Source organism: Brevibacillus sp. IT-7CA2 (assembly GCF_949767855.1).
Lineage (GTDB): Bacteria > Bacillota > Bacilli > Brevibacillales > Brevibacillaceae > Brevibacillus.
On sequence record NZ_CATKQT010000051.1, the window covers coordinates 135,121 to 154,235 of the forward strand.

19 protein-coding genes are annotated in these 19,115 nt (G+C 49.9%); 1 reads left to right on the forward strand and 18 read right to left on the reverse strand.

Annotation, left to right across the window (positions count from 1 at the left end; genetic code table 11):
• Positions 1-68: 68 nt before the first annotated feature.
• From lepB to dpaL, 4 genes are all read right to left on the reverse strand, one after another.
• On the reverse strand, positions 69-626 hold the full coding sequence (gene lepB, locus ACM6JA_RS24185) for a signal peptidase I (RefSeq protein ID WP_414854418.1): 558 nt from the start codon (positions 624-626) through the stop codon (positions 69-71).
• A 100-nt stretch (positions 627-726) separates the two neighbouring features.
• On the reverse strand, positions 727-2,508 hold the full coding sequence (locus ACM6JA_RS24190; protein WP_414854419.1) for a sigma-54 interaction domain-containing protein: 1,782 nt from the start codon (positions 2,506-2,508) through the stop codon (positions 727-729).
• Positions 2,509-2,551: 43 nt separating this feature from the next.
• Complete coding sequence (locus ACM6JA_RS24195; RefSeq protein WP_414854420.1) at positions 2,552-3,742, reverse strand: ArgE/DapE family deacylase; 1,191 nt, start codon at positions 3,740-3,742, stop codon at positions 2,552-2,554.
• The gene (dpaL, locus tag ACM6JA_RS24200; protein WP_414854421.1) at positions 3,739-4,983 is read right to left on the reverse strand and encodes a diaminopropionate ammonia-lyase; all 1,245 of its coding nucleotides are present in this window, start codon (positions 4,981-4,983) and stop codon (positions 3,739-3,741) included. The genes ACM6JA_RS24195 and dpaL overlap by 4 nt, the downstream gene beginning before the upstream one ends.
• Before the next feature lie 749 nt (positions 4,984-5,732).
• On the opposite strand from dpaL, the gene ACM6JA_RS24205 reads away from it, so the two are divergent.
• A complete protein-coding gene (locus ACM6JA_RS24205; RefSeq protein WP_414854422.1) occupies positions 5,733-6,953 on the forward strand; it encodes a hypothetical protein in 1,221 nt (406 codons plus the stop codon).
• 209 nt (positions 6,954-7,162) lie between these two features.
• Here ACM6JA_RS24205 and ACM6JA_RS24210 read toward each other — a convergent pair whose 3' ends face one another.
• The 14 genes from ACM6JA_RS24210 to ACM6JA_RS24275 all read right to left on the reverse strand — a co-directional run bounded on the left by ACM6JA_RS24210 (position 7,163) and on the right by ACM6JA_RS24275 (position 19,111).
• Positions 7,163-7,549 carry a hypothetical protein gene (locus ACM6JA_RS24210; protein ID WP_414854423.1) on the reverse strand — a complete coding sequence of 129 codons (387 nt, stop codon included), beginning with the start codon at positions 7,547-7,549 and terminating at the stop codon, positions 7,163-7,165.
• A 145-nt stretch (positions 7,550-7,694) separates the two neighbouring features.
• Positions 7,695-7,829, reverse strand: coding sequence for a hypothetical protein (locus tag ACM6JA_RS24215; RefSeq protein ID WP_414854424.1), 135 nt, complete (start codon positions 7,827-7,829; stop codon positions 7,695-7,697).
• A gap of 119 nt (positions 7,830-7,948) precedes the next feature.
• Positions 7,949-8,131, reverse strand: coding sequence for a hypothetical protein (locus ACM6JA_RS24220; RefSeq protein ID WP_414854425.1), 183 nt, complete (start codon positions 8,129-8,131; stop codon positions 7,949-7,951).
• A gap of 68 nt (positions 8,132-8,199) precedes the next feature.
• Positions 8,200-8,613, reverse strand: coding sequence for a VOC family protein (locus ACM6JA_RS24225; RefSeq protein ID WP_087346386.1), 414 nt, complete (start codon positions 8,611-8,613; stop codon positions 8,200-8,202).
• Between the two features lie 78 nt (positions 8,614-8,691).
• On the reverse strand, positions 8,692-9,444 hold the full coding sequence (locus tag ACM6JA_RS24230) for a sigma-70 family RNA polymerase sigma factor (RefSeq protein WP_414854426.1): 753 nt from the start codon (positions 9,442-9,444) through the stop codon (positions 8,692-8,694).
• Positions 9,445-9,579: 135 nt separating this feature from the next.
• The gene (locus ACM6JA_RS24235) at positions 9,580-10,437 is read right to left on the reverse strand and encodes a putative RNA methyltransferase (RefSeq protein ID WP_414854427.1); all 858 of its coding nucleotides are present in this window, start codon (positions 10,435-10,437) and stop codon (positions 9,580-9,582) included.
• 326 nt (positions 10,438-10,763) lie between these two features.
• Positions 10,764-11,723: an ATP-grasp domain-containing protein gene (locus ACM6JA_RS24240; protein ID WP_414854428.1), complete on the reverse strand. Its 960-nt coding sequence runs from the start codon at positions 11,721-11,723 to the stop codon at positions 10,764-10,766.
• Positions 11,724-12,995 carry a diaminopimelate decarboxylase gene (locus ACM6JA_RS24245; protein ID WP_414854429.1) on the reverse strand — a complete coding sequence of 424 codons (1,272 nt, stop codon included), beginning with the start codon at positions 12,993-12,995 and terminating at the stop codon, positions 11,724-11,726. It lies immediately after the preceding gene.
• Positions 12,988-14,160, reverse strand: a complete 1,173-nt coding sequence (locus ACM6JA_RS24250) for a DegT/DnrJ/EryC1/StrS family aminotransferase (RefSeq protein WP_414854430.1) — start codon at positions 14,158-14,160, stop codon at positions 12,988-12,990. Before ACM6JA_RS24250 ends, ACM6JA_RS24245 begins: the two co-directional genes overlap by 8 nt.
• Positions 14,157-15,188, reverse strand: coding sequence for a GNAT family N-acetyltransferase (locus ACM6JA_RS24255; protein ID WP_414854431.1), 1,032 nt, complete (start codon positions 15,186-15,188; stop codon positions 14,157-14,159). The genes ACM6JA_RS24250 and ACM6JA_RS24255 overlap by 4 nt, the downstream gene beginning before the upstream one ends.
• Complete coding sequence (locus ACM6JA_RS24260) at positions 15,157-15,804, reverse strand: sugar transferase (RefSeq protein WP_414854432.1); 648 nt, start codon at positions 15,802-15,804, stop codon at positions 15,157-15,159. The genes ACM6JA_RS24255 and ACM6JA_RS24260 overlap by 32 nt, the downstream gene beginning before the upstream one ends.
• Positions 15,788-16,798 (reverse strand): polysaccharide deacetylase family protein, encoded by a 1,011-nt coding sequence (locus ACM6JA_RS24265; protein ID WP_414854433.1) that lies wholly within the window; start codon positions 16,796-16,798, stop codon positions 15,788-15,790. The genes ACM6JA_RS24260 and ACM6JA_RS24265 overlap by 17 nt, the downstream gene beginning before the upstream one ends.
• A complete protein-coding gene (locus ACM6JA_RS24270; RefSeq protein ID WP_414854654.1) occupies positions 16,765-18,003 on the reverse strand; it encodes a glycosyltransferase family 4 protein in 1,239 nt (412 codons plus the stop codon). Before ACM6JA_RS24270 ends, ACM6JA_RS24265 begins: the two co-directional genes overlap by 34 nt.
• Positions 17,963-19,111, reverse strand: a complete 1,149-nt coding sequence (locus ACM6JA_RS24275; RefSeq protein ID WP_414854434.1) for a ligase — start codon at positions 19,109-19,111, stop codon at positions 17,963-17,965. The genes ACM6JA_RS24270 and ACM6JA_RS24275 overlap by 41 nt, the downstream gene beginning before the upstream one ends.
• Positions 19,112-19,115: the final 4 nt, after the last annotated feature.

Here is a 19,115-nt window from a genome sequence, read left to right on the forward strand (position 1 = left end):
AAGTGGGACATCTTTCTCTATGAAACAAAGGTTGCCCATAAATGGACAACCTTTTCTCACTCACATTCTTACTTCTTGAGAGGATTTTCGATCATGGTTCCCATCACATGATCCAGCGGAATAAAGCCAATATCGCGAGAATCTGTGCTGTGATTCCGGTTATCTCCCATGACAAAAACATGATCGGCTGGAACCGCGATCTTTCCGTCCGCTACATATTCCATCGTTTCTTTGATGTATGGTTCGTTCAATGCCTCGCCGTTTCGATACACCTTGTTGGCTTTGAACTCTAGTACGTCACCTGGTCTTCCAATGACCCGCTTCACATACATCGTGTGATCATCGCCTTGACCTGTGACCAGAGACACCAAAGGATGCCCCACAATATCGTCCATCAAAGTACGGTCACGCTCTACCCGACTGTCGATCACGACAATATCGCCGTAATCTGGCAAATAAGAAAACGTGTGTGATAGTTTAGATACATATATGCGCTGTTCGTCTTGTAAGGTAGGGTCCATGGAATGCCCATCAACCTTGAACGGTTGAAATACAAAGATTCCGAGGACAAGAGCGAAAACGACAGCAAAGGTTATCGATCGAATCCATCCCAATACTTCTCTCATTTTCTTTTGGCACTCCTTCCTTTTACCATTCTCTCTTCCTGTATCGAAACCATCATACCACATTATCCGCTCAATCCCAAAAAATCAGCCAGAAGTCGGATCAGGTGATTCCGTACTCGCGCAGTTTCCGAAACAGCGTTGCCCGGCTTATGCCTAATAGCGCAGCTGCTTCTTCTTTTCGTCCGTTTCTATCCCGTATTTGTTGCATCACGGTATCGATAGCTGCTCGTTCCAGTTCTTTCAGCATAAGTCCTTGCTTTTGCCAGTCGAATGGCCCCTGACTTTCTTTTACGGAATGTGGGGAAGATTCTCGCAGCATTCCCGTTCGAATGGGCAAGCTCGCAGGCTGAACCCAAGAGGCTGCTTCCATATTGACCGCGTACTCGATTACATTTTCCAGCTCTCGGACATTTCCTCTCCAGTCGTGATGAAACAGGACGTTTTGCGTCTCTTGGGAAAAGCCGTGCAACTTCTTTCCCACCCGATTTGCATGCGCCAAAAGGATATCGTTCGCCAAAGGCAGTATATCCTCTCTACGTTCTCGCAGCGAGGGCAAGTGGATGGGAATCACATGCAATCGATAGTACAGGTCCAACCGAAACAACCCCGCGTCTACCCGCTCCTGCAAATCCAGATGGGTCGCTGCAATGATCCTTGCCGCTAAGCGTATGGGCTTGCCGTTACCTCCGATTCGGTACAGTTCCTTTTCTTGCAACACGCGCAGCAGCTTGCTCTGTAAATGCATAGGCATATCCCCAATTTCATCGAGAAACAATGTGCCTTTTCCTGCGACCTCAAACAAGCCTGGCTTTCCACCTTTTCGCGCTCCTGTGAATGAGCCTTCCTCGTAGCCGAACAACTCGCTCTCCATCAAATGCTCAGGGATTGCGGCGCAATTAATCGAGAGGAACGGCGCGTCACGGCGCGGGCTTGCCTGATGAATGGCTTTGGCAAAGAGCTCCTTACCAGTACCACTTTCACCTTGAAGCAAGACAGTCGAATCACTGGCTGCCACACGTCTTGCCACTTCCTTTGCCTGTACGATCGCAGGACTGTTTCCACCGATCATCCGAAAAGGGTCGGGCTCCGAGTATCCACTCACTTGCCTTGCAATTTGCACGACTTCTTGTACATCATCAAGCGTAATCACCCATTCTTTGACCGTTCCTGCTAGTAGAATGGGTTTGATGGCAAACAAAAATGCCTTGTCTTCCTGCCCGATGGACAAAACGACCTGCTTTGGCGCAGACTGCGCAGCATCTGCGCGGCGAATGGCATCTATCCATTCTGCCGTTTGACTGTCGTCGTGATCGAGCTGCAAATACTGACGGGCACGCTGGTTCGCCTGAATGATCCGATTGTCTTGATCGACGAGAAACACGGCCTTGTCCATTTCATCCATGACGACACGCAGTTTTTCTACCGTATGCAACTGCTCGACGTACAAGTAATGCTCTTTTAGCTTAATGGCGATCAGCTCGGCCATTTTTTGCAAATATGTTAATATCGCATCCACATCCGCAAACAACCGCTCACGCTGCTCCTCATCGAAAGCGAGCAGGCCGATCACACCTATATTTTCATTGTCTAATTGAATCGGGCAACAAATCTCTCCCGTCTCCGTGCAATTTCCATAATGCATACAGGGACGGCACCGCTCATCCTGCCCCGGGTGCATAATCACAACAGGATGCCCGGCGAGCAACGACTCCCGGTATATATGGTCCTCTCCTGCCATCGTCCGCAAAACGCCAGCCTCATTCTTCCCCGTCCCTGCGATCCGTAAAAACTGACTGTCTGCAATCTCTACCTCTACGCGCAGAACGGATGCAACAGCCGAAGCAATCTGTTGCACACTTTCTTGAATATCTCGCAAGGGCATCTGGCTTCCCCTCCCGTCAATCTCTTGCCTACATTATAGCGCATCACAGGAGAAGCCTGCCCTTATACCGTTTTTTACTGGCAAAATCGCAAATCGTCTCTACCAAGATGGCACTCATGTCTACCAAGCTATCCACCTCTACATATTCGACTGCCGCATGCAGCCCCGCTCCCACTGGTCCAAACAAGACAGTAGGGATTCCCGCTTCCTGCAATAATGCCGCATCCGTCCATCCCGAAAACCCGCATACCTCTGGCGTTTTTCCCATCACGCTCTTACATGCAGCCTGAAGGGCTACATAAACAGGTTCATCCAGCCCGACTTCAAACGGCTCTCGCAAAAATGACAGCTCGGCGCTTGCTTGAAACGTCTCATCTTCAGCGCGCAGCTTTTGCAGTAATGCTTCCATTTCATTGGCCACGTCTGCCTCTGTCTCGCCCGGCAACGTCCTTCTCTCCCAGTCGATACGGCAATAATCTGGATAGGTGGACAGCTCCGTTCCACCCTGAATGAGTGATGCATGGACAGAAGCCGCACCGAGAATCGGATGAACCGTGCCTTTAGCCAATCTGTCCGAGAGATGCTCCAGCTCTTGCAGGACCCTGCCCGCCCGAACGATTGCATCAATCCCTTCTGCTGGACGACTGCCGTGAGCTGCCTTGCCCAGCACTTCGCATTTGACCCAGGCAAATCCTCTGTGAACGACACCAATCGCCAGATCAGAAGGCTCACAGCATATCGCCGCATCTGCTTTGTACGCCTTTACCAGCTCCTCCGTCCCGATGCTTTTATATTCCTCGTCAGCGACAAAAGTCAAAATGACATCTCCTGCCAGCGGAACTTTTGCTTGTGCGATTGCCTCTACTGCGGCGATCATGGCCCCCAGACTTCCCTTCATGTCCTGACTGCCTCTGCCGTAAATTTTGTTGTCCACAAGGGTTGGCTCAAACGGCAGAATTTCCATGCGTTTGGCGCTTACCGTATCCATATGCCCATTTAGCATCAAGGATTTGCCGCCGCCTGTTCCCCGTAGGATCCCGACGACATTGACCGCTGTGTCGTTAATAAGCGTGACATGGACCTCCAGTCCAGCCGCCACCAAACGCTCTCGAATAAAAGTGGCGATCGCTTTCTCGCCCGGCCCATCCTCATCAAGGTACGGGTTCACCGAATCAATCCGAATCAAATCCTGCACCAATGAAATCAGTTCGTCTCGATTGATCGTCACGTTCATTTTTCCATATCCTCCTCTTCTCGGCATGCGCCTTCCCAGATGATGCGTTTGTAGATATCCCGATCCGTGTCACCTTCCGTACTAAAGCACAAGACAATGGATTTTTCGTTCAAGCCAAGCTGCTCACGCTGTTGATGATACATTGGCTTGGTCATCAAGGCAGCGAGTAGCCCTACGCCGACTGCTCCACTTTCCCCACTCACAATGGAAGAGTCGTCTCCAGTCGGTGTCGCAAGTATACGCATGCCGTTTGCCGCCACGTAATCGGCACAGCTGACGAAGAAGTCTGCATGCTCCCGCAAGATCTCCCATGCCATCGGATTCGGTTCTCCACATGCTAGACCTGCCATGATGGTTTCGAGTTCGCCCGTAGCTGCATGTGGTTGTCCGTCGTTCTCTTCTGCTGAAAGGACCATGCAATTGGCGCTATGTGGCTCGATGATCACGGTCGTTACGTCTTTGTTTGATGACGCTGCTACGAAATGTCCCAAGACTGCGGCAGCCATGGAACCGACACCTGCCTGCAAGAATAGATGCGTCGGCTGTTTGGAATCGGTGAGGGCTGAGAGTTGTTCCATTACCTCTGCCGCCATCGTTGTATAGCCTTGCATGATCCATGTGGGAATGGTCGTGTAGCCTTCCCATGCCGTATCTTGAATCACTTGCCAACCACGTTCCTTCGCCATTTGTTCTGAGAGACGCACGGCTTCATCGTAGTTTCCATTGATGACGTGAGCTTGTGCGCCCGCCTCGCGTATCGCATCTACCCGTTGCTGGGCGGAGCCTTTGGGCAAATAAACAACGGCATGCTGTCCGAGTGCCTTGGCAGCCCATGCAACGGCCCTTCCGTGATTGCCATCTGTCGCAGTGATGAAAGTGACTTCTCCGATTCGCTCTCTCATGTCTTGGGAGCACAGTGCTTTAAAGGTCATCTCTTCTGTCGATTTCCCCAGCTTTTCGCACAAGAAACGGGCCATCGCGTAAGAAGCTCCCAAAACCTTGAAGGCATTGAGACCAAATCGTTTGGACTCATCTTTTACAAGGACTTGTCCTACTCCCAGCTCACGCGCTAACGCAGGCAATGTAACGAGGGGAGTTGGCTCGTAGTTTGCGAGAGATTGGTGAAAGGCTTTGGCAAAACGGGATTCTATTGTGGTCAAATAAGCAGGAATGCGAGCACTTTCGCTATTTTTTCTCTTATTTTTTACGACGTGGATTGGTGGTTGATTACGTTTATCCATTTGATGTGTACCTCCTCGGTTCGTTTCATCCTATTGATAAAGCAAGGATCGTGCCAACGGTATGAGGCGTGGATGGCTTTGTGTTTTGGTGGCAATCGTATCAAAATGAGATTTAATTGTATCGATTTGATACTTTTAGTCTTGATTTGATACTCGTCATTCTAGCCGCTGTGGTGGGAGGAAACAGGAGAAAACGCTCCAGCTTCTTGGGTCACCTGCTAGGGGGATTCACTGCACGGCTCCATGGAAAAAGCGAAACCGCGTCCAAAGTAGAGGTTCAGGGGTGCTTCTCAGAGGTGGACGCTTAAAGGCGTGTTTCGCCTTTTCCATTGCGCCTCCGTGGGTGCCCCAAAGATCTTCGCTTATTTCTCCTGTTTCCTTGCGAGCGAATGAGTTTTCAAGTGGGTTTTAAGGATTGAAAATCTTTGAACAGCAACGTCAGAGAAGAATATTTCCAGTCCTAGCGACTTTCGAAGTCCACCCCAGCTCCGCAGTGATTTACGGGCAAAAGAAATGAAGCGTGCCCACGCGACGAAGCGGCTACCACTTTTACGTTTCCCCGCAAATCGCTGCGGAGCGGACAGTCTATACATCCTAGTAGGACGTAGCCCGGAGCGTAGACTGGAAATATTCTTCTCTCCACCTCAGCAACTGCTATTTTCTATGCTATATTTTTGGTAAGCCCCAAGGTATTGATATGGTTGATACATAGCGGATAAGTCAGAAGTTAAGAAGGAAGGATGAGGGAAATGCCAATTCATAAGCAAGTTCGTTCTTCTGCTGGTTCTATAAGAGAAGATGGTCGTTATCCTATCGACCTGACCGGCCCTCACAGCCACACACTTGTTCTCAAGCCCGGCGTAGGTAGTCTCTCCATTGGACCGTCACAATTGGGCAATAAAACAGACCTGCACGTCGATCCCTATACGCCCATCAATTGGAACGTATTCGATTCCTTTGCCACGCCAGCTGGCTCGCCTTGGCCGCGAGTTCTGTACTACACAGGTAGCGACGCGGGCTTCTTCGACTGGGCCAAAGAACGGCCCATTGAAGAAATGGCATGGGTTCCGTTCCTGCCTAAAGACATAGACGTCGACGCGAGCCAGTCCAAATTGCACGGCTTGCATATCGAACTGGACCAGTTTGATAGCCGTTTGCATCTGAAGCTCCCGAAACGCCATATCTCTGAATATTTCCGTCTGAGTGTAGCTGGCGATCTATCGCGTTTCTCTGTCGCTGGCGACATGCCATACTCTCTGACACTGAAGCCGCGCACCAGCCGCCGCAAGAATCATGATCCCTTCTTGCTACCCGATCTGGGCGAGCTGCACCAGGTCACGAGCCTGACGCTTCGAAACGAACCGCTGGCGCAGCCTATCTCACTGGAGTGCCTAAGTCGATTCCAGAATCTTTCATCACTGAGTTTGTGGGGGAATTTCTGCGATTTGGAGCTCTTAGCTCGTCAGACCCAGTTAACGAATTTGGAGCTGCGCTTCATGCCTGATCTGGGTGACTTGCCGCCATTAAATGCGTGGCCGTTGCTTGACAGATTTATCGCCTATAACGTGGAGGAGATTACGGGCAAGCGACTGAGGCAGCAAATGAAAGCGCGAGCTAACACCCGCCCATGGACGGGCTACGCTTCCGTGAGCCAATTACGGAAGCCTGAGTGGTGGACGACCGAGTTTGGCCGCCCATTTTCGTCCTGGCCGAAACGTCTGGCCAAGCTGGCTAATGAAGCCTATGACGTTGCACAAGCGACCTTGGCCCAAGCCCGCAGCCTTGCTGATGCCGAGGCAGCCATTACCGCCTTCACCGTGCGTTTCAACACCCTCAAAGGTATCGAAACCAGTGAACGAGAAGACCTAGGTGAAGCTGTATGGCAACTAAGCCAGTCTGACCACCTAATCGGCCAGCCTATTACGGAGGAGACGGCTCACCGCTGGTTCGACGCGGCGCGCGATTACTGAATAAAGTGAAGCAATGTTGATAACAAGTTTTAAGGCCATCCTTTGCGGGATGGCCACTTTTTGAGCTCACTGTATATGTTGACTTTTCAGCAAGCATAATACTGGCTTCCATTTTTTATTGTTTGGTTTCACAGCATGGTCCTAGCAAGTTTCTTTAAATCCGATTGCCGCCATCTAGATATGTCTCAACTTAGCTTAGCTTATGGTCATTATTTTTCGATAATTTCCCAGTGCAGTTCTGTGATTGTATCTGTCAATAATTGCAGGAGTGCAGATTCAACTTGCTCAATGCTTACGATGTAATGCTGAGGAAATTCACAGGCTTGGCCCCCTACGGTAAGCTCAACCAAATCCTCTTCTTCCTCCTGTAAACTAAGAAGGCTATGAATCGCCGTGTTTGTCTCAACAGTAACGATGAACTGGTGACTCCCGCCGCCGATCATGATCAGCTTATCCATATGTTGAATACTGATCTGACTGCATAGGAAGCCGTCCATCTTCCGGATGACCTCCAAACACTTCTCAAGTGATGCATGATCATGCTTAACTGTCTCCGCCATGGCTCCTGTCCGCCGTTCCTCATAAATGGTGATCACCAGTAAACACTCCTTTAAAGTAAGACTTTAGAGATACCCATAGTTCGTGATTCGCATTTCATATAGATCAAACGGGACTATCGGCGAAAAATCTGCCGCTACACTTTACCGCCAGCCTTTTTGGCTTATTACCGAATTGGACTACTCACCATTCATAAAAATTTTCCTCGATCAGCACCTCGAATGAATCCGCTAATAACTTGATCTCCCCGGTATCGTGATAGCAGATGAAAACCTTTCCTGCCGGATTAATGAGAATCGGATCGCCGGACCCATCCATAGAAATGACATAACTGGTTTGTAAAACCTTTTTTCATGCTTCTCAGAGGTGTGTTTCGCTTTTTCCATGGAGCCTCGGTGGGCTGGTCATAGCCGCGTCAGAGAAGAATATTTCTAGCCCTAGCGACTTTCGAAGTCCAACCCAGCTTCGCAGTGATTGGCGGGCAAAAGAAATGCAACATGCCCAAACGGCGGAGCGGCTACCACTTTTGCATTTCCCCGCAAGTCGCTGCGGAGCGGACAGTTCCCACACCCTAGCAGGACGTAGCCCGGAGCGTAGACTGGAAATATTCTTCTCTCCACCGCTGCCCCGTATATTAAATTACCACCTGCATAACTTTCACAGGTGGCATTTATAGAATTGGGTATCTCTATGCGTTTCTCTCTTCATCCTCAGCAGAAGGCCAGCCACCCCATAGGTGGTTCAAATGCCCATCCGGATCACGAAATCTAAAGCTGTAGCCTCCGCCTCGCTTGTACGTCATTTCACTTACTTCGATTCCTTTACTTTTCAGCTCCTCATAAACCTCATGGATTTGGTCTACCTGCAAGGAGATGATCGGCTGGGCTTGTCCTGCCATATCGGTAAAGTCCAAACGTGGAACTTCCGGACAACGAATGAGCCCGAGACCTACTCCACCTACGTTTAACCACGCCTCATTGTCTCCAGGTGAAAATTCGAAGGTAAACGGAATGCCGAGCACATCGCGATACCACTTTATGGATACCTCCAAGTTTTTGACAGGCAGCTGTACAACCGCAAAATTACGCACATGGATACTCATTTGTGTTCGCTCCTTTATTTCAAATATGTACTTTCACCCTCATAAACGAAAGAAAAGAACAAAAAGAAACGGGTACTTCTACCATTTCTGAAAAAAATGCAGCAAATGTCCATCCGGGTCACGAACAGCGAAGAAAAGGCGATCGCCTGCTACCGAAACCTTTTCCACGCTCACGCCCTGTTCGGCGAGGCGCAGGTACGTTTGACAAATCGCATAGGCATCCCCCGCACGAAAGGCAGCCAAAAATTGCTCGAACCCTTCTTTTGATACAAATCCGGACGAATCACGACGTTCAGCTTTGTCAATTTTCTTTTTGCTGGACGAGTTTTCATCCTGTCTGGATTGCTCAGCCAAGACGAACAAGCGCTGGCGTGCCCTCTTCACCCCTTCCTTCACTGCCCCTACTGTCGCATGCAGCAATGTGGCTGTTTCCTGCGCTGTAAACGAAAAAATGTCCATCATGAGAATCAGCACCATCTGTCTGGCATTTAGACGATCTGCCAGCTGCTCGAACACCTCTCTCTGAACCAACGCATCGGATACAGTGGACTGATGCAGATAGATCGCTTCATCAAACATGGCGGGATGCTCATTCGACTTTACTTTCCGGCAATGATCGATCCACGCATTCGTGGCAATTTGCCTCAAAAATGCCTTGGTCAGTTCTCTGTCTGGAGTCTTCTGCAGGGAACGATACACCTTCGTCAATGTTTCTTGCAGGAGGTCCTGCGCATCCCACTCGTTTTTCGTGAGGGACAAGCAATGCTTTTGGATATCCGCAAGAAAAGGTTTTACGCGCCAAAAGGAAGCCTCATCCTGATCTGCCCCCATACTATCCCTCCGAAACTATTCCGACTATTCATTCTTATTTTCAAGAAAATAAGTAACACTGTCAAACAATCACCAAGTAAAAATAAAAAAGCGACCGTCCAGAACGGATTTTTCCCGCTCAGGACAGTCGTTACTTTATTTCCTGCCAATCAACACAACCAAGTCTATCGTCATGTCCACCCCTGCCAAGCTTGACACCCGTTCCAACTGCTCAGGTGTCGCCCCCCATACCAACGGCGTCATCTGAAGCAGGGAAGCAAGCCCCTCTTCATCCAGTCGGAACTGATACTGAACCCGTTCCTTACCGATTAGTTGAAAGCTGGTTTTGAAGTGGTCGATCGTACGATGATTTTCGTATTGTGTTTTGGGTGTCTCTTGATACAAGACTTCCCGTAGCTCTCGCAAGTAGTTCGCCTCTGGAATGACTTTGATCATCTGTCCTTCATCAGCCAGAAGTCTATGAAACTCATCCGAATTGGATGGAGATAACAGATTGAGAATGTAAGGAAACTGTCTATCCACAAACGGTGCATTCGTCAAATCACCGACGCACCAAACTACTTCTGAATCGTTCTTCGCCGCAAGCATAACCCCCTCTTTAGCGAGATCGACACCCACTCCGATAATTGGGACTTGGCTTGCTTGCATCACTCTCTGCCGAACCTGCGTCAAATGATAGCCTTCACCGCATCCTGCATCCAGCACGTACATCTGGCTTTCTTCAGGTTCTGTCGTTTGCAGGATGACTTCACTCAACACGTCATACAATGGATCAAAAAAACCTTGCTCCATGATCGCCCTTCTTGCTGAAAACAATTGCTTGTCATACTTTGTTTTGTAGGTTCGCGTAGCCAAGTGAACGTAGCCGTGCTTGGATAAATCAAAGCAATGATGATTGTTGCATACCAAGCTGGTTGCAGGTACGTTGCGCATAGCTGCTTGGCAAATTGGACAACGAAAAATCCCCACATACTGGGAGATAGCTGTAGACATCAAAAAAGCACCCCATTCATTCGTATTTCGGTGAATGAAAAAAGGCACAGTCAAATAAACCCCAAGCACTTTCAAAAAATGCGGGATTACGTTGATCTGTACCTCACATTACCGATAACGAATGAACTGGATGATCATGTTCTATAACACTCCTGCTTTTTGATAAAGTAAGCATCGCGATGGACGCCCAAGTACGATTGTAGCACATTTCAGCAATATATAGGCACTATACATTACGGGAACGGGAGTCTCAGGGGGCAGGTACGCAGTCTATGTCTTGTTTTTGTTTCCTGCCCATGCCCCGCTCCTGAAAAATATTTTTGCGTTCACTCCAACAGTATGACCTCATCGTATTTCATCATGATGCTTCCTTCCTTGTACTCCCCGATTTTTGCCACATTCACCAAACCCTTTATGTTTTGGAGAAGCGCACGCACGCTGTTCGCTCCGCTTTCGTGAGCATGCGGATACCCGCCGCCAAAACGGGGATTGATCTCCGACACAACGTACTGATCTCCCACCAAAAAACAATCGATGTCAATGGGCCCACGTGGCTCCAGGACACGAATGAGTTCCTTCGCTAGTGATAGCAAACGAGGATCTTTTACCGCGAGGGAGCGATCCGTCTCGCCTGCTCGCATTCGCAGCTTTTTGCGGGTGAAAAGTGTCACCAGCTCCCCCGAGATCAGATCCACATAGCCATCGACTCCGTACTCCTCTGCCTGCAAGAACGGTTGAACGACGACATCCTCCGTTTTTTCCATGAGCACGGACCATTCTTGGTCATTCTCCACACGTGTGATGCCCAAACTGGCACTTCCATACCGCGGCTTGACGATCAATGGATACGTAATCTGTCCTGCTGAAAGAGCTGCTTGTACCTCGTCCATTTTTGTAAAGGTGGGAATAGCAGGAATCTGATGCGCGGACAAAAAATCATACGTTGCCCTCTTATCCAAGCACATCTGGATTACATCCAGGCTGGACACAATCACCTCGATGCCCTGCATGTAGAAACGATCTGCATGCGCAGCCAACAGTGTCAGCTCCGGGTCTATTAAAGAGAGGATTGCCTTAATCTCGTACCGTTGGCAAATTTGCAGCAGGGCATCGAGATAACCAGGATCATCGATACGCGGCACCTGCTCGTGATGATGGGCAGCGTACAAGGCCGGGGCCGTCGGATCGCAGTCGACTGCTATGATTTTGCCAGTGTCCCCCCATTCGCGTACAAAATAGTGGAGCAGCTTAACTCGTCTGCCTACACTAGTCACAAGTATGTTCATTCAGTTCACTACCTCCTGCTTGTCAACGTGAAAGCGATAAACCGATTCGGGAATGAATTGTTGAAGAGTCTCTTTTCCCCTAACAATGAACGCTTCATTTCCATCGATGGCAAGAACCGGCGGCCTCTCCCGAATAAATGGTGGATTAAAGACGAGCGTATAAGCTCCCACGTGCCCGAAGACAAAATAATCCCCGATATCAGGCAGAGGCCCCGTGTAGCCTTGAAGCAAATAATCTTTTTCCATGCACGTATACCCAACAACATGATAGGTCGCTTCGGGAACTGGCTTGCGGTTGCACACAAGTCGGGCTGGCAAGAGGTACGAATGCATCGTCGGCTTGACATTGTGAATACTTCCATCCACGAGAACAAATCGCTCGCCTCTGTTTTCTTTTACATCGATGACTCGGCAAACGAAATCAACGGCATCTGCCACAAGGGAAATACCCGGCTCGAGAATCAGCAATGGCGCTTGATCCAGCTCTGCCAGCTCCTCCTTCACAACTGACGTAATCGCTTCGGCGTACTCCTCAAAGGTAGGAGCAGCCGTCATCCCGAATGAGGTCGGGAGCTCGCCAAAAAATCCACCTCCCATATCGATAAAAGCAAGGCGCTCGCCCAAATGCTGCTTCCCCAAACGGCATAGATGGCGCGTAATTTGGCGATACACACCGACACTGCGATTGGTGGAAAAGTGTCCATGCAATCCGACTACATGCACATTCGGGGCGACAGCCAACTGGCTCAGGGCTTTTTCCAAATTACCGTTTTCGACGCAAAAACCAAATCGGCTGACCTCGTACCCATTTTGCAGAGGACTCACTCCACCTCTGGTCAAATCCACATTGATCCGTAGCCCAATCCGAAACGTCTGCTCGGGATACTGCATGGCGTAGGCCACCACCCACGGGATTTCTGAAAAAGAATCCAGATTGATCAGACTCCCCTGCTCTAAGGCAAAGTGAATGTCGTCTTCCGTTTTGAGCGGGCCGTTAAAAATGATGGACGCAGGATCGACTCCGAGCTTCCGTGCCAATTCGTACTCCAATCGAGAGACGACTTCCGCATGCGCCCCTAACTGATGCAGCTTTTGGCATAAAAACGGCAAGTAATTGGTCTTATAGGAATACGCCACGACCACATGTTCATAGCGTCGAGTAAAAGCCCGTTGGAAACGACGATAGTTCTCGGAGAGCTTCCCTGTGTCCAGTACGTAAAAGGAAGACGAGCAGAGACTACGCCATTTTTCTATCTGCTCATAACTATACATGGCGCACCCCCTGTTCCTTTTTCAAGAGGCAGTTCGTGATAACACCGATGACTCGCTCCTGCTGTTCGGCGGTTAAGCTGGAACCAGACGGCAAGCAAACACCTTGGGCAAAAAGACGATCTGATATACTCTCATCAGGCTGGTGCGAATAGTATTGGCTCTGCGCGAACAACGGTTGCAGATGCATCGGCTTCCACACGGGACGGGCTTCGATATTTTCTTTGCCCAGTTCATCGATTAGTTGTGCAGCTGAAAGGGTTGTGTCTGCTGGATTCAGTGTCATCACCGTTAGCCATCGTGTGGATCGCCCTGTCGCAGGCTCTGGCATGAACGAGATACCTGGCAAATGCCCGAGGGCTTGTTCATAACGCTTGAAAATCCCTCGTCTTGCCTCGATTCGCTCCTCCAAAACACGCAGTTGCCCCCGGCCAATTGCGGCCAGTATGTTGCTCAACCGATAGTTGTAGCCCATCTCTTCATGCTGGTAATGCCTGGCTGGCTCCTTCGCCTGCGTAGACCAGAAGCGCGCCTTTTCGATCGCCTCAACGTCATCAGAGACGAGCATTCCACCACCTGATGTCGTCATGATTTTATTGCCATTAAACGAAAAGGTCCCAACATGCCCAAAGACACCGCTCATTCTCCCTTTGTATACAGCCCCTAACGATTCTGCTGCGTCTTCCACCACGTACACCCCATACTGCTCACTTAGTGCAATCAACGGTCCCATATCTGCGCTCTGCCCATATAAATTGACGATGACAACCGCCTTGGGCAACTTGTCCGCTGCTGCTGCTTCCCGCAGGGCTCGCTCTAATGCAAGCGGAGACATATTCCAAGACCCTTCTTCTGAATCAATGAATACTGGAGTCGCTCCCTGGTACAGAATCGGATTGGCACTCGCGACAAAGGTGAGGCTGGAGCAAAACACCGTATCACCCGGAGCGACGCCTGCTAGCCTCAGCCCAAGATGGATAGCAGCCGTACCAGAGGACACAGCCAGTGCAGCTTTTACGCCCACATACTGGGCAATCTCTCGCTCAAAAGCATCGACATGTTCCCCCAACGGTGCGATCCAATTGGAGGCAAAGGCGTCCGCCACCAAGTCCCGCTCATCCTCCCCCATATGTGGCGGTGATAAAAAGATCCGCTGCTTCGCACTCATTTCGACGTCCCCCCATTGCGATAGGCAGGAAAAAAATCTTGCTCGCCAGCCTGATCGACTTGTAGTTTTTGGCACAAAGCCAAATACACTTCCTCATTGTGAACTTTCTTGCCCATCCAGTAAGGAAAATGATTGCCATTTGCAAACGAGGACTTGAAACGGAACAAACCATCTCCATCCATATTTCCTCCTCCGAGGAGAAGCAGCTGTGCTCCATCCAGCTTTGCCTGCTGAATCATGGCGTCGAAGAGGAGGTGGTTGACGCCAAGCGCCATGTCTTCCGTATGGGATGCCCCTAGCTGATAATGGGCGAATTGATTTCCACTGTGCAAAAGCACTCCCGCCACCGGTCGATCCTCATGGGTGGCAAGTAGAAGCCGCGGCTTGCACAACACTGTTTTTTTCATGAGTCCCACAAAAAATTCCGGTGCATAGTAGTAGATCGCCGCGGCTTGATTGCGATCCATCGTCTCCCGATGTAGCTGGATAAAAGAATGCAGCCAATCGGTTCCGCCCAATGTAATCCGGACGTCGTTTGCCGCTGCCTTCCTCATATTTCGTCCCACATTTTGCGTATAGTGGGCACGAATGTAGGCAAGTGTGGGGCGCAAATCGACCGCCGTTACCACCCTCACCAGATCCAGTCGCATCTGACCCGCGAATAGCTCTGCATTCCCCAGCAACGGATGAAAGCGAACCGTTTCCGTCAGATAGTTTTTGTACCGACAATAGACGTGGAATTGCTCCTGGAATAATCGAGCAGCCGTCTGTCCCCCTACGACAAATGGCCCTCCGTATCCTATCGAAACCAAATCGGCATAGCCGGGAATCCACTCATCTAGACGTCTGACCAAATACGGGTAGAAAACCTCGTTCTCCCCACTCTTGAAAAAAACAGCTTCTGGCGTGCCCTGCTCCATTTTGGCATACAGCTGTACGTATTCTTTCGTATAGGACACGTCTAACTTTAAAAACCGTTGCAAATATTCGGTCCAATCATCCTGTTCCGAAAGTACGATCAGGCTCACATGCTTCCCTCCCAGCGCGCTCTGTGTTTTCATTCCCTCTGAAGTCTTCTACCGTGACGCTGCCCTGCTGATTTATGCCTGTCGATTGAAAAACGCGCTTGATCGTCAGACCGATAATCCGCATATCCAGAAAAAAGCTGCCATTTTCTACATACCAGACGTCCAGCTCGAACTTTTGCTCCCAGTCAATCGCATTTCTCCCATTGACCTGCGCCCAGCCTGTAATCCCCGGCTTTACGTCATGTCGCTTCAACTGCCGCGGCGTGTACAGCGGCAGGTACTCCATCAGTAGCGGTCTCGGTCCTACGAGGCTCATTTCACCACGAAGCACATTCCATAATTGCGGCAGTTCATCCAGGCTATACTTGCGCAAAAGTGTTCCGAATGATCCCAGTCGCTGCTCGTCAGAGAGAAGCTCTCCACTCTCATCGCGTTCATTGGTCATCGTGCGAAATTTATAGATGAAAAATGGTTTTCCGTGCAAACCTGGTCGCTCTTGTACAAACAAAACCGGAGACCCCAGCTTCCAGCGAATGAGCAGACTCACTAGCAAAATCAGTGGGGACAGAATGACGAGCATCAGGAAGGAAACGCAACGATCAAACAAGGCCTTCATGCCGCACCTCCTGTTGATTCCACTTCGCTGCCGCTTCCTCCATGCTGAGGCTCTGCATGCCGTACCTTTCGCGTAACATGGCGTAATGCTGGAGTATTTCCTCCAAAAAGGACAGATTCTCTTCAATGTGATCCCCAAAATTCTCCGGATGCCACCAAAGATGATACAAGCGATTGTGCTCCGCCGTATGAGTCAGGTCGCATTTGATTCTATTCATGCGCCATTTTTCCAACCGCTGTAATCGAGGAGAATAAGGACGCAAAAACCGGCTGGATGGAACATCGACCATTCCCTCATGACTACGCTGCAATGATTCATAGTTGTTATGACCGGAAAGATTCACATACGCATCCATCAGTCGCATGGCTCGTTTGAACAATGTCTCTTCGGCAGCCCCTTTTGTGTGATACATCCAAGACTGCTCGTTGCCGCGATAGGAACGGAACCCCTTTTTCTTGCACAAAGATAAATAGGCAGACTTCACCTGATTTCGTGGAAAAACGATGCTGGAAGGTGAGTATCCTTTTTTGCGAGTCACTCTATGAAAAGAATCAAGATCGGCAGCAAAAGCTTCGGGAGTCTGTCCCGGCTCTAGACAATAATAGTGGGAAAGAGTGTGGCTTCCGATGAATTGATGCGGGTAAGTGGATATCAGCTTGATTAAGGAAGGAGCAAAATGATACGGATCGACCTGCTCATGCTCTCCGATCGCATCTGTGTCCAAATAGGGATAGGGTGACAGCTTTTCATCGGAATACGCCGGGAGATGCCGTGGGACGACGCCTGCTAGCTCCTTGCGCGACTCGCAAAACAAAAAACCGACAGTAGCCCAGGTGACGTGCATTTCATACTTGGCAAACAGCTCCAAAAGTGCGGGGATCACTTGACGAACGCCTAGCAAATTTTGCTCATATGACTGAATGGTTCTCTTGTCTCGGACGCCCCAGTAAAGTTCAAAGTCTAGGGAAATGACGAATGCTCCCGTCTTGTCCAATCTTCTCCGCTGCCTCCTTTCTCCTGCCCTCTTTCTTCTCGTAGCTGACCAGTTAGTTGGGCAAACAAGGCCGCCTGCTTCGCAAGGACCGTTCGCTCATCGAAGTGCTCAAGCGCGATGCAGCGGCTGTTCTGCCCGAATGCTTCTCTGAGTCTGGAATCGATTACGAGCTTTTTTAAGGCTGCATACAAGGAGCATACCTGTTTCGGTTCTACTAAAAATCCGTTGACACCGTCCCTGACTTCTTCCCGACATCCACGGATATTCGTGGCGACGATCGGTTTTGCCATTGCCATCGCCTCAATGATGGAACGAGGCAGCCCTTCGCGATGAGAGGGAAGAACAAATATATCGCTTGTGGCCATCAGCTCCGGGATGTCTGTGCGGAATCCAGCCAAAATGATTTGCGGATGCTGTCGGCAAAGCCCTACGAAGTCCTGACCTCGCTGATCGCGTTCACTGGAGGACACGTCCCCCACCAACAAGAGGCGCAGACGCGGAAATTCACCCGCCAGCTTGCGAAAGGCTTCCAACAGCTCAAAAATTCCTTTCTCCGAAACCATGCGTCCTACATAGGTGATCACCACATTCTCATCCCGCAGCTCCAGTGAGGACTTGATAGCCTGGACCTTTTCTCTCGTTACGTGTCGCGGGTGAAAGCGTTCTGTGAGATCAACGCCGTTGCCAATGTGCAGAATCCGCTCCGTCTGGGAGGAGAAGCTATCCTTCACGCTCAACTCGTAATCCTCTCGACTCTGAAGCAAAAGATAGTCGGTCATACGCCGGGCAAACCATTTTTCCAGCGTATAGTACATCTGATACGTACTTTTGCTCATGCCCTCATGAAAGAAGTAGCCATGCGCTGTGTAAATGACATGCGGAACTCCTGCCAGCCTTGCTGCCACGCGCCCGAGAACAGCGGCAATCGGCGTATGGACATGCACGACATCATACTTCTCCCTTTTCATCAGCCGATACAATGCCCCAATTGTCACCAAATTGGAAATCGGGTCGATCTTTCTCTTAATCGGAATTCTTCTGAGCGTCAATCCCTTTGCTGTTAGGACATCAAAGCGCCCCGTATCCGAACACGCGGTATGCACCTCGTAGCCTTCACCCATCAGCTTTTCAATCAGGGGAAACAATAAGCTTTCTACAGAGCGGTCAATTGCGCATACTTGCAAGATTTTTTTCAAGCAGATCACCGCCATTTTTGGTCTGACGCGTATTGATTTCGGCTGTCACGAAATACAGCGCGAGCATGATCCAGAAAAACGTTTCGCGAATTCCGTTATGAGTGAGTCCGTACAAAATTTGGAAGACAAGTGGGTACCAAGCAACCAATCGATGCCCACGGGCCGCCCCATAAATCACGAGAATGAACAACACCGTGCCCATTACGCCGTAGGAGAAGAACAGATTGGCTAAGGTAGAATGGAGTTCTAACGAAATGCTGCTGTTAAATCGCTCGTACATCCCTTCCCCTGCTCCGAACAAAATGTACTCCGGATGGTTGGCAATCCTGTCATAGCCCCGCGCCGCCAAATTGTCATCCGAATCTTCCCCGAGTGATACCATTCGTTCTTCGATTTGTGTGTAAATAGATGCATCGCTCAGCACGTTTTCGTTGGTGTACAAATAGATGAAGAAGACAGTGAAGGACGAGACGAGCACACAAAGCAAATTCAACCAAAACAAGCCCGTTCGTTCTTTGATGGAGAGGAGCAAAAAAACGAGGTACATCCCTACGGCACTAATGATCGCTGCTTTCGACAAGGACGCTGCAATGATGCTAAACGCCGTGCCGATCGCAATAAAGAGAGGAATGGTCTTCACAGATACGAAGCGAGCACACAGCAGGCATATCCCCATGCACAAAAGCCCAAAATAGCCGAGCTGGTTCGGATTGTTGAAGAACAACGATTGCCTGAACTCTCCGCTATCCGGTGACAGTCCTGTCACGAGAATGAATGCCTGAACGAGCAAGGAAGTGGACGTAGCCAGGAAGACCCATATGACGTACTCTTGAGGGTTTCGCCTGAACAAAATAATCAGGGCAAGCATCACGGCTCCGTTGTACAAATACCACTTGGTCGAGCTGAATACATCCATTTCCCCGCCGAGTGCAATCGACCATATGCCATTCACCATCATAATGTCGTACAAAAATAGAAGGGTAAGGAAGAGAAAAAATCCGAGTCTGCGGTTGACCCGACCGAGGCGAAACAAGAAGCTGTAGGCGATCAGGATAAGCATAATAAAATCGGCGATTTGCGGATTGCCACTTGGGAAGAAGTAGAAGGGCTTAAGCACCACA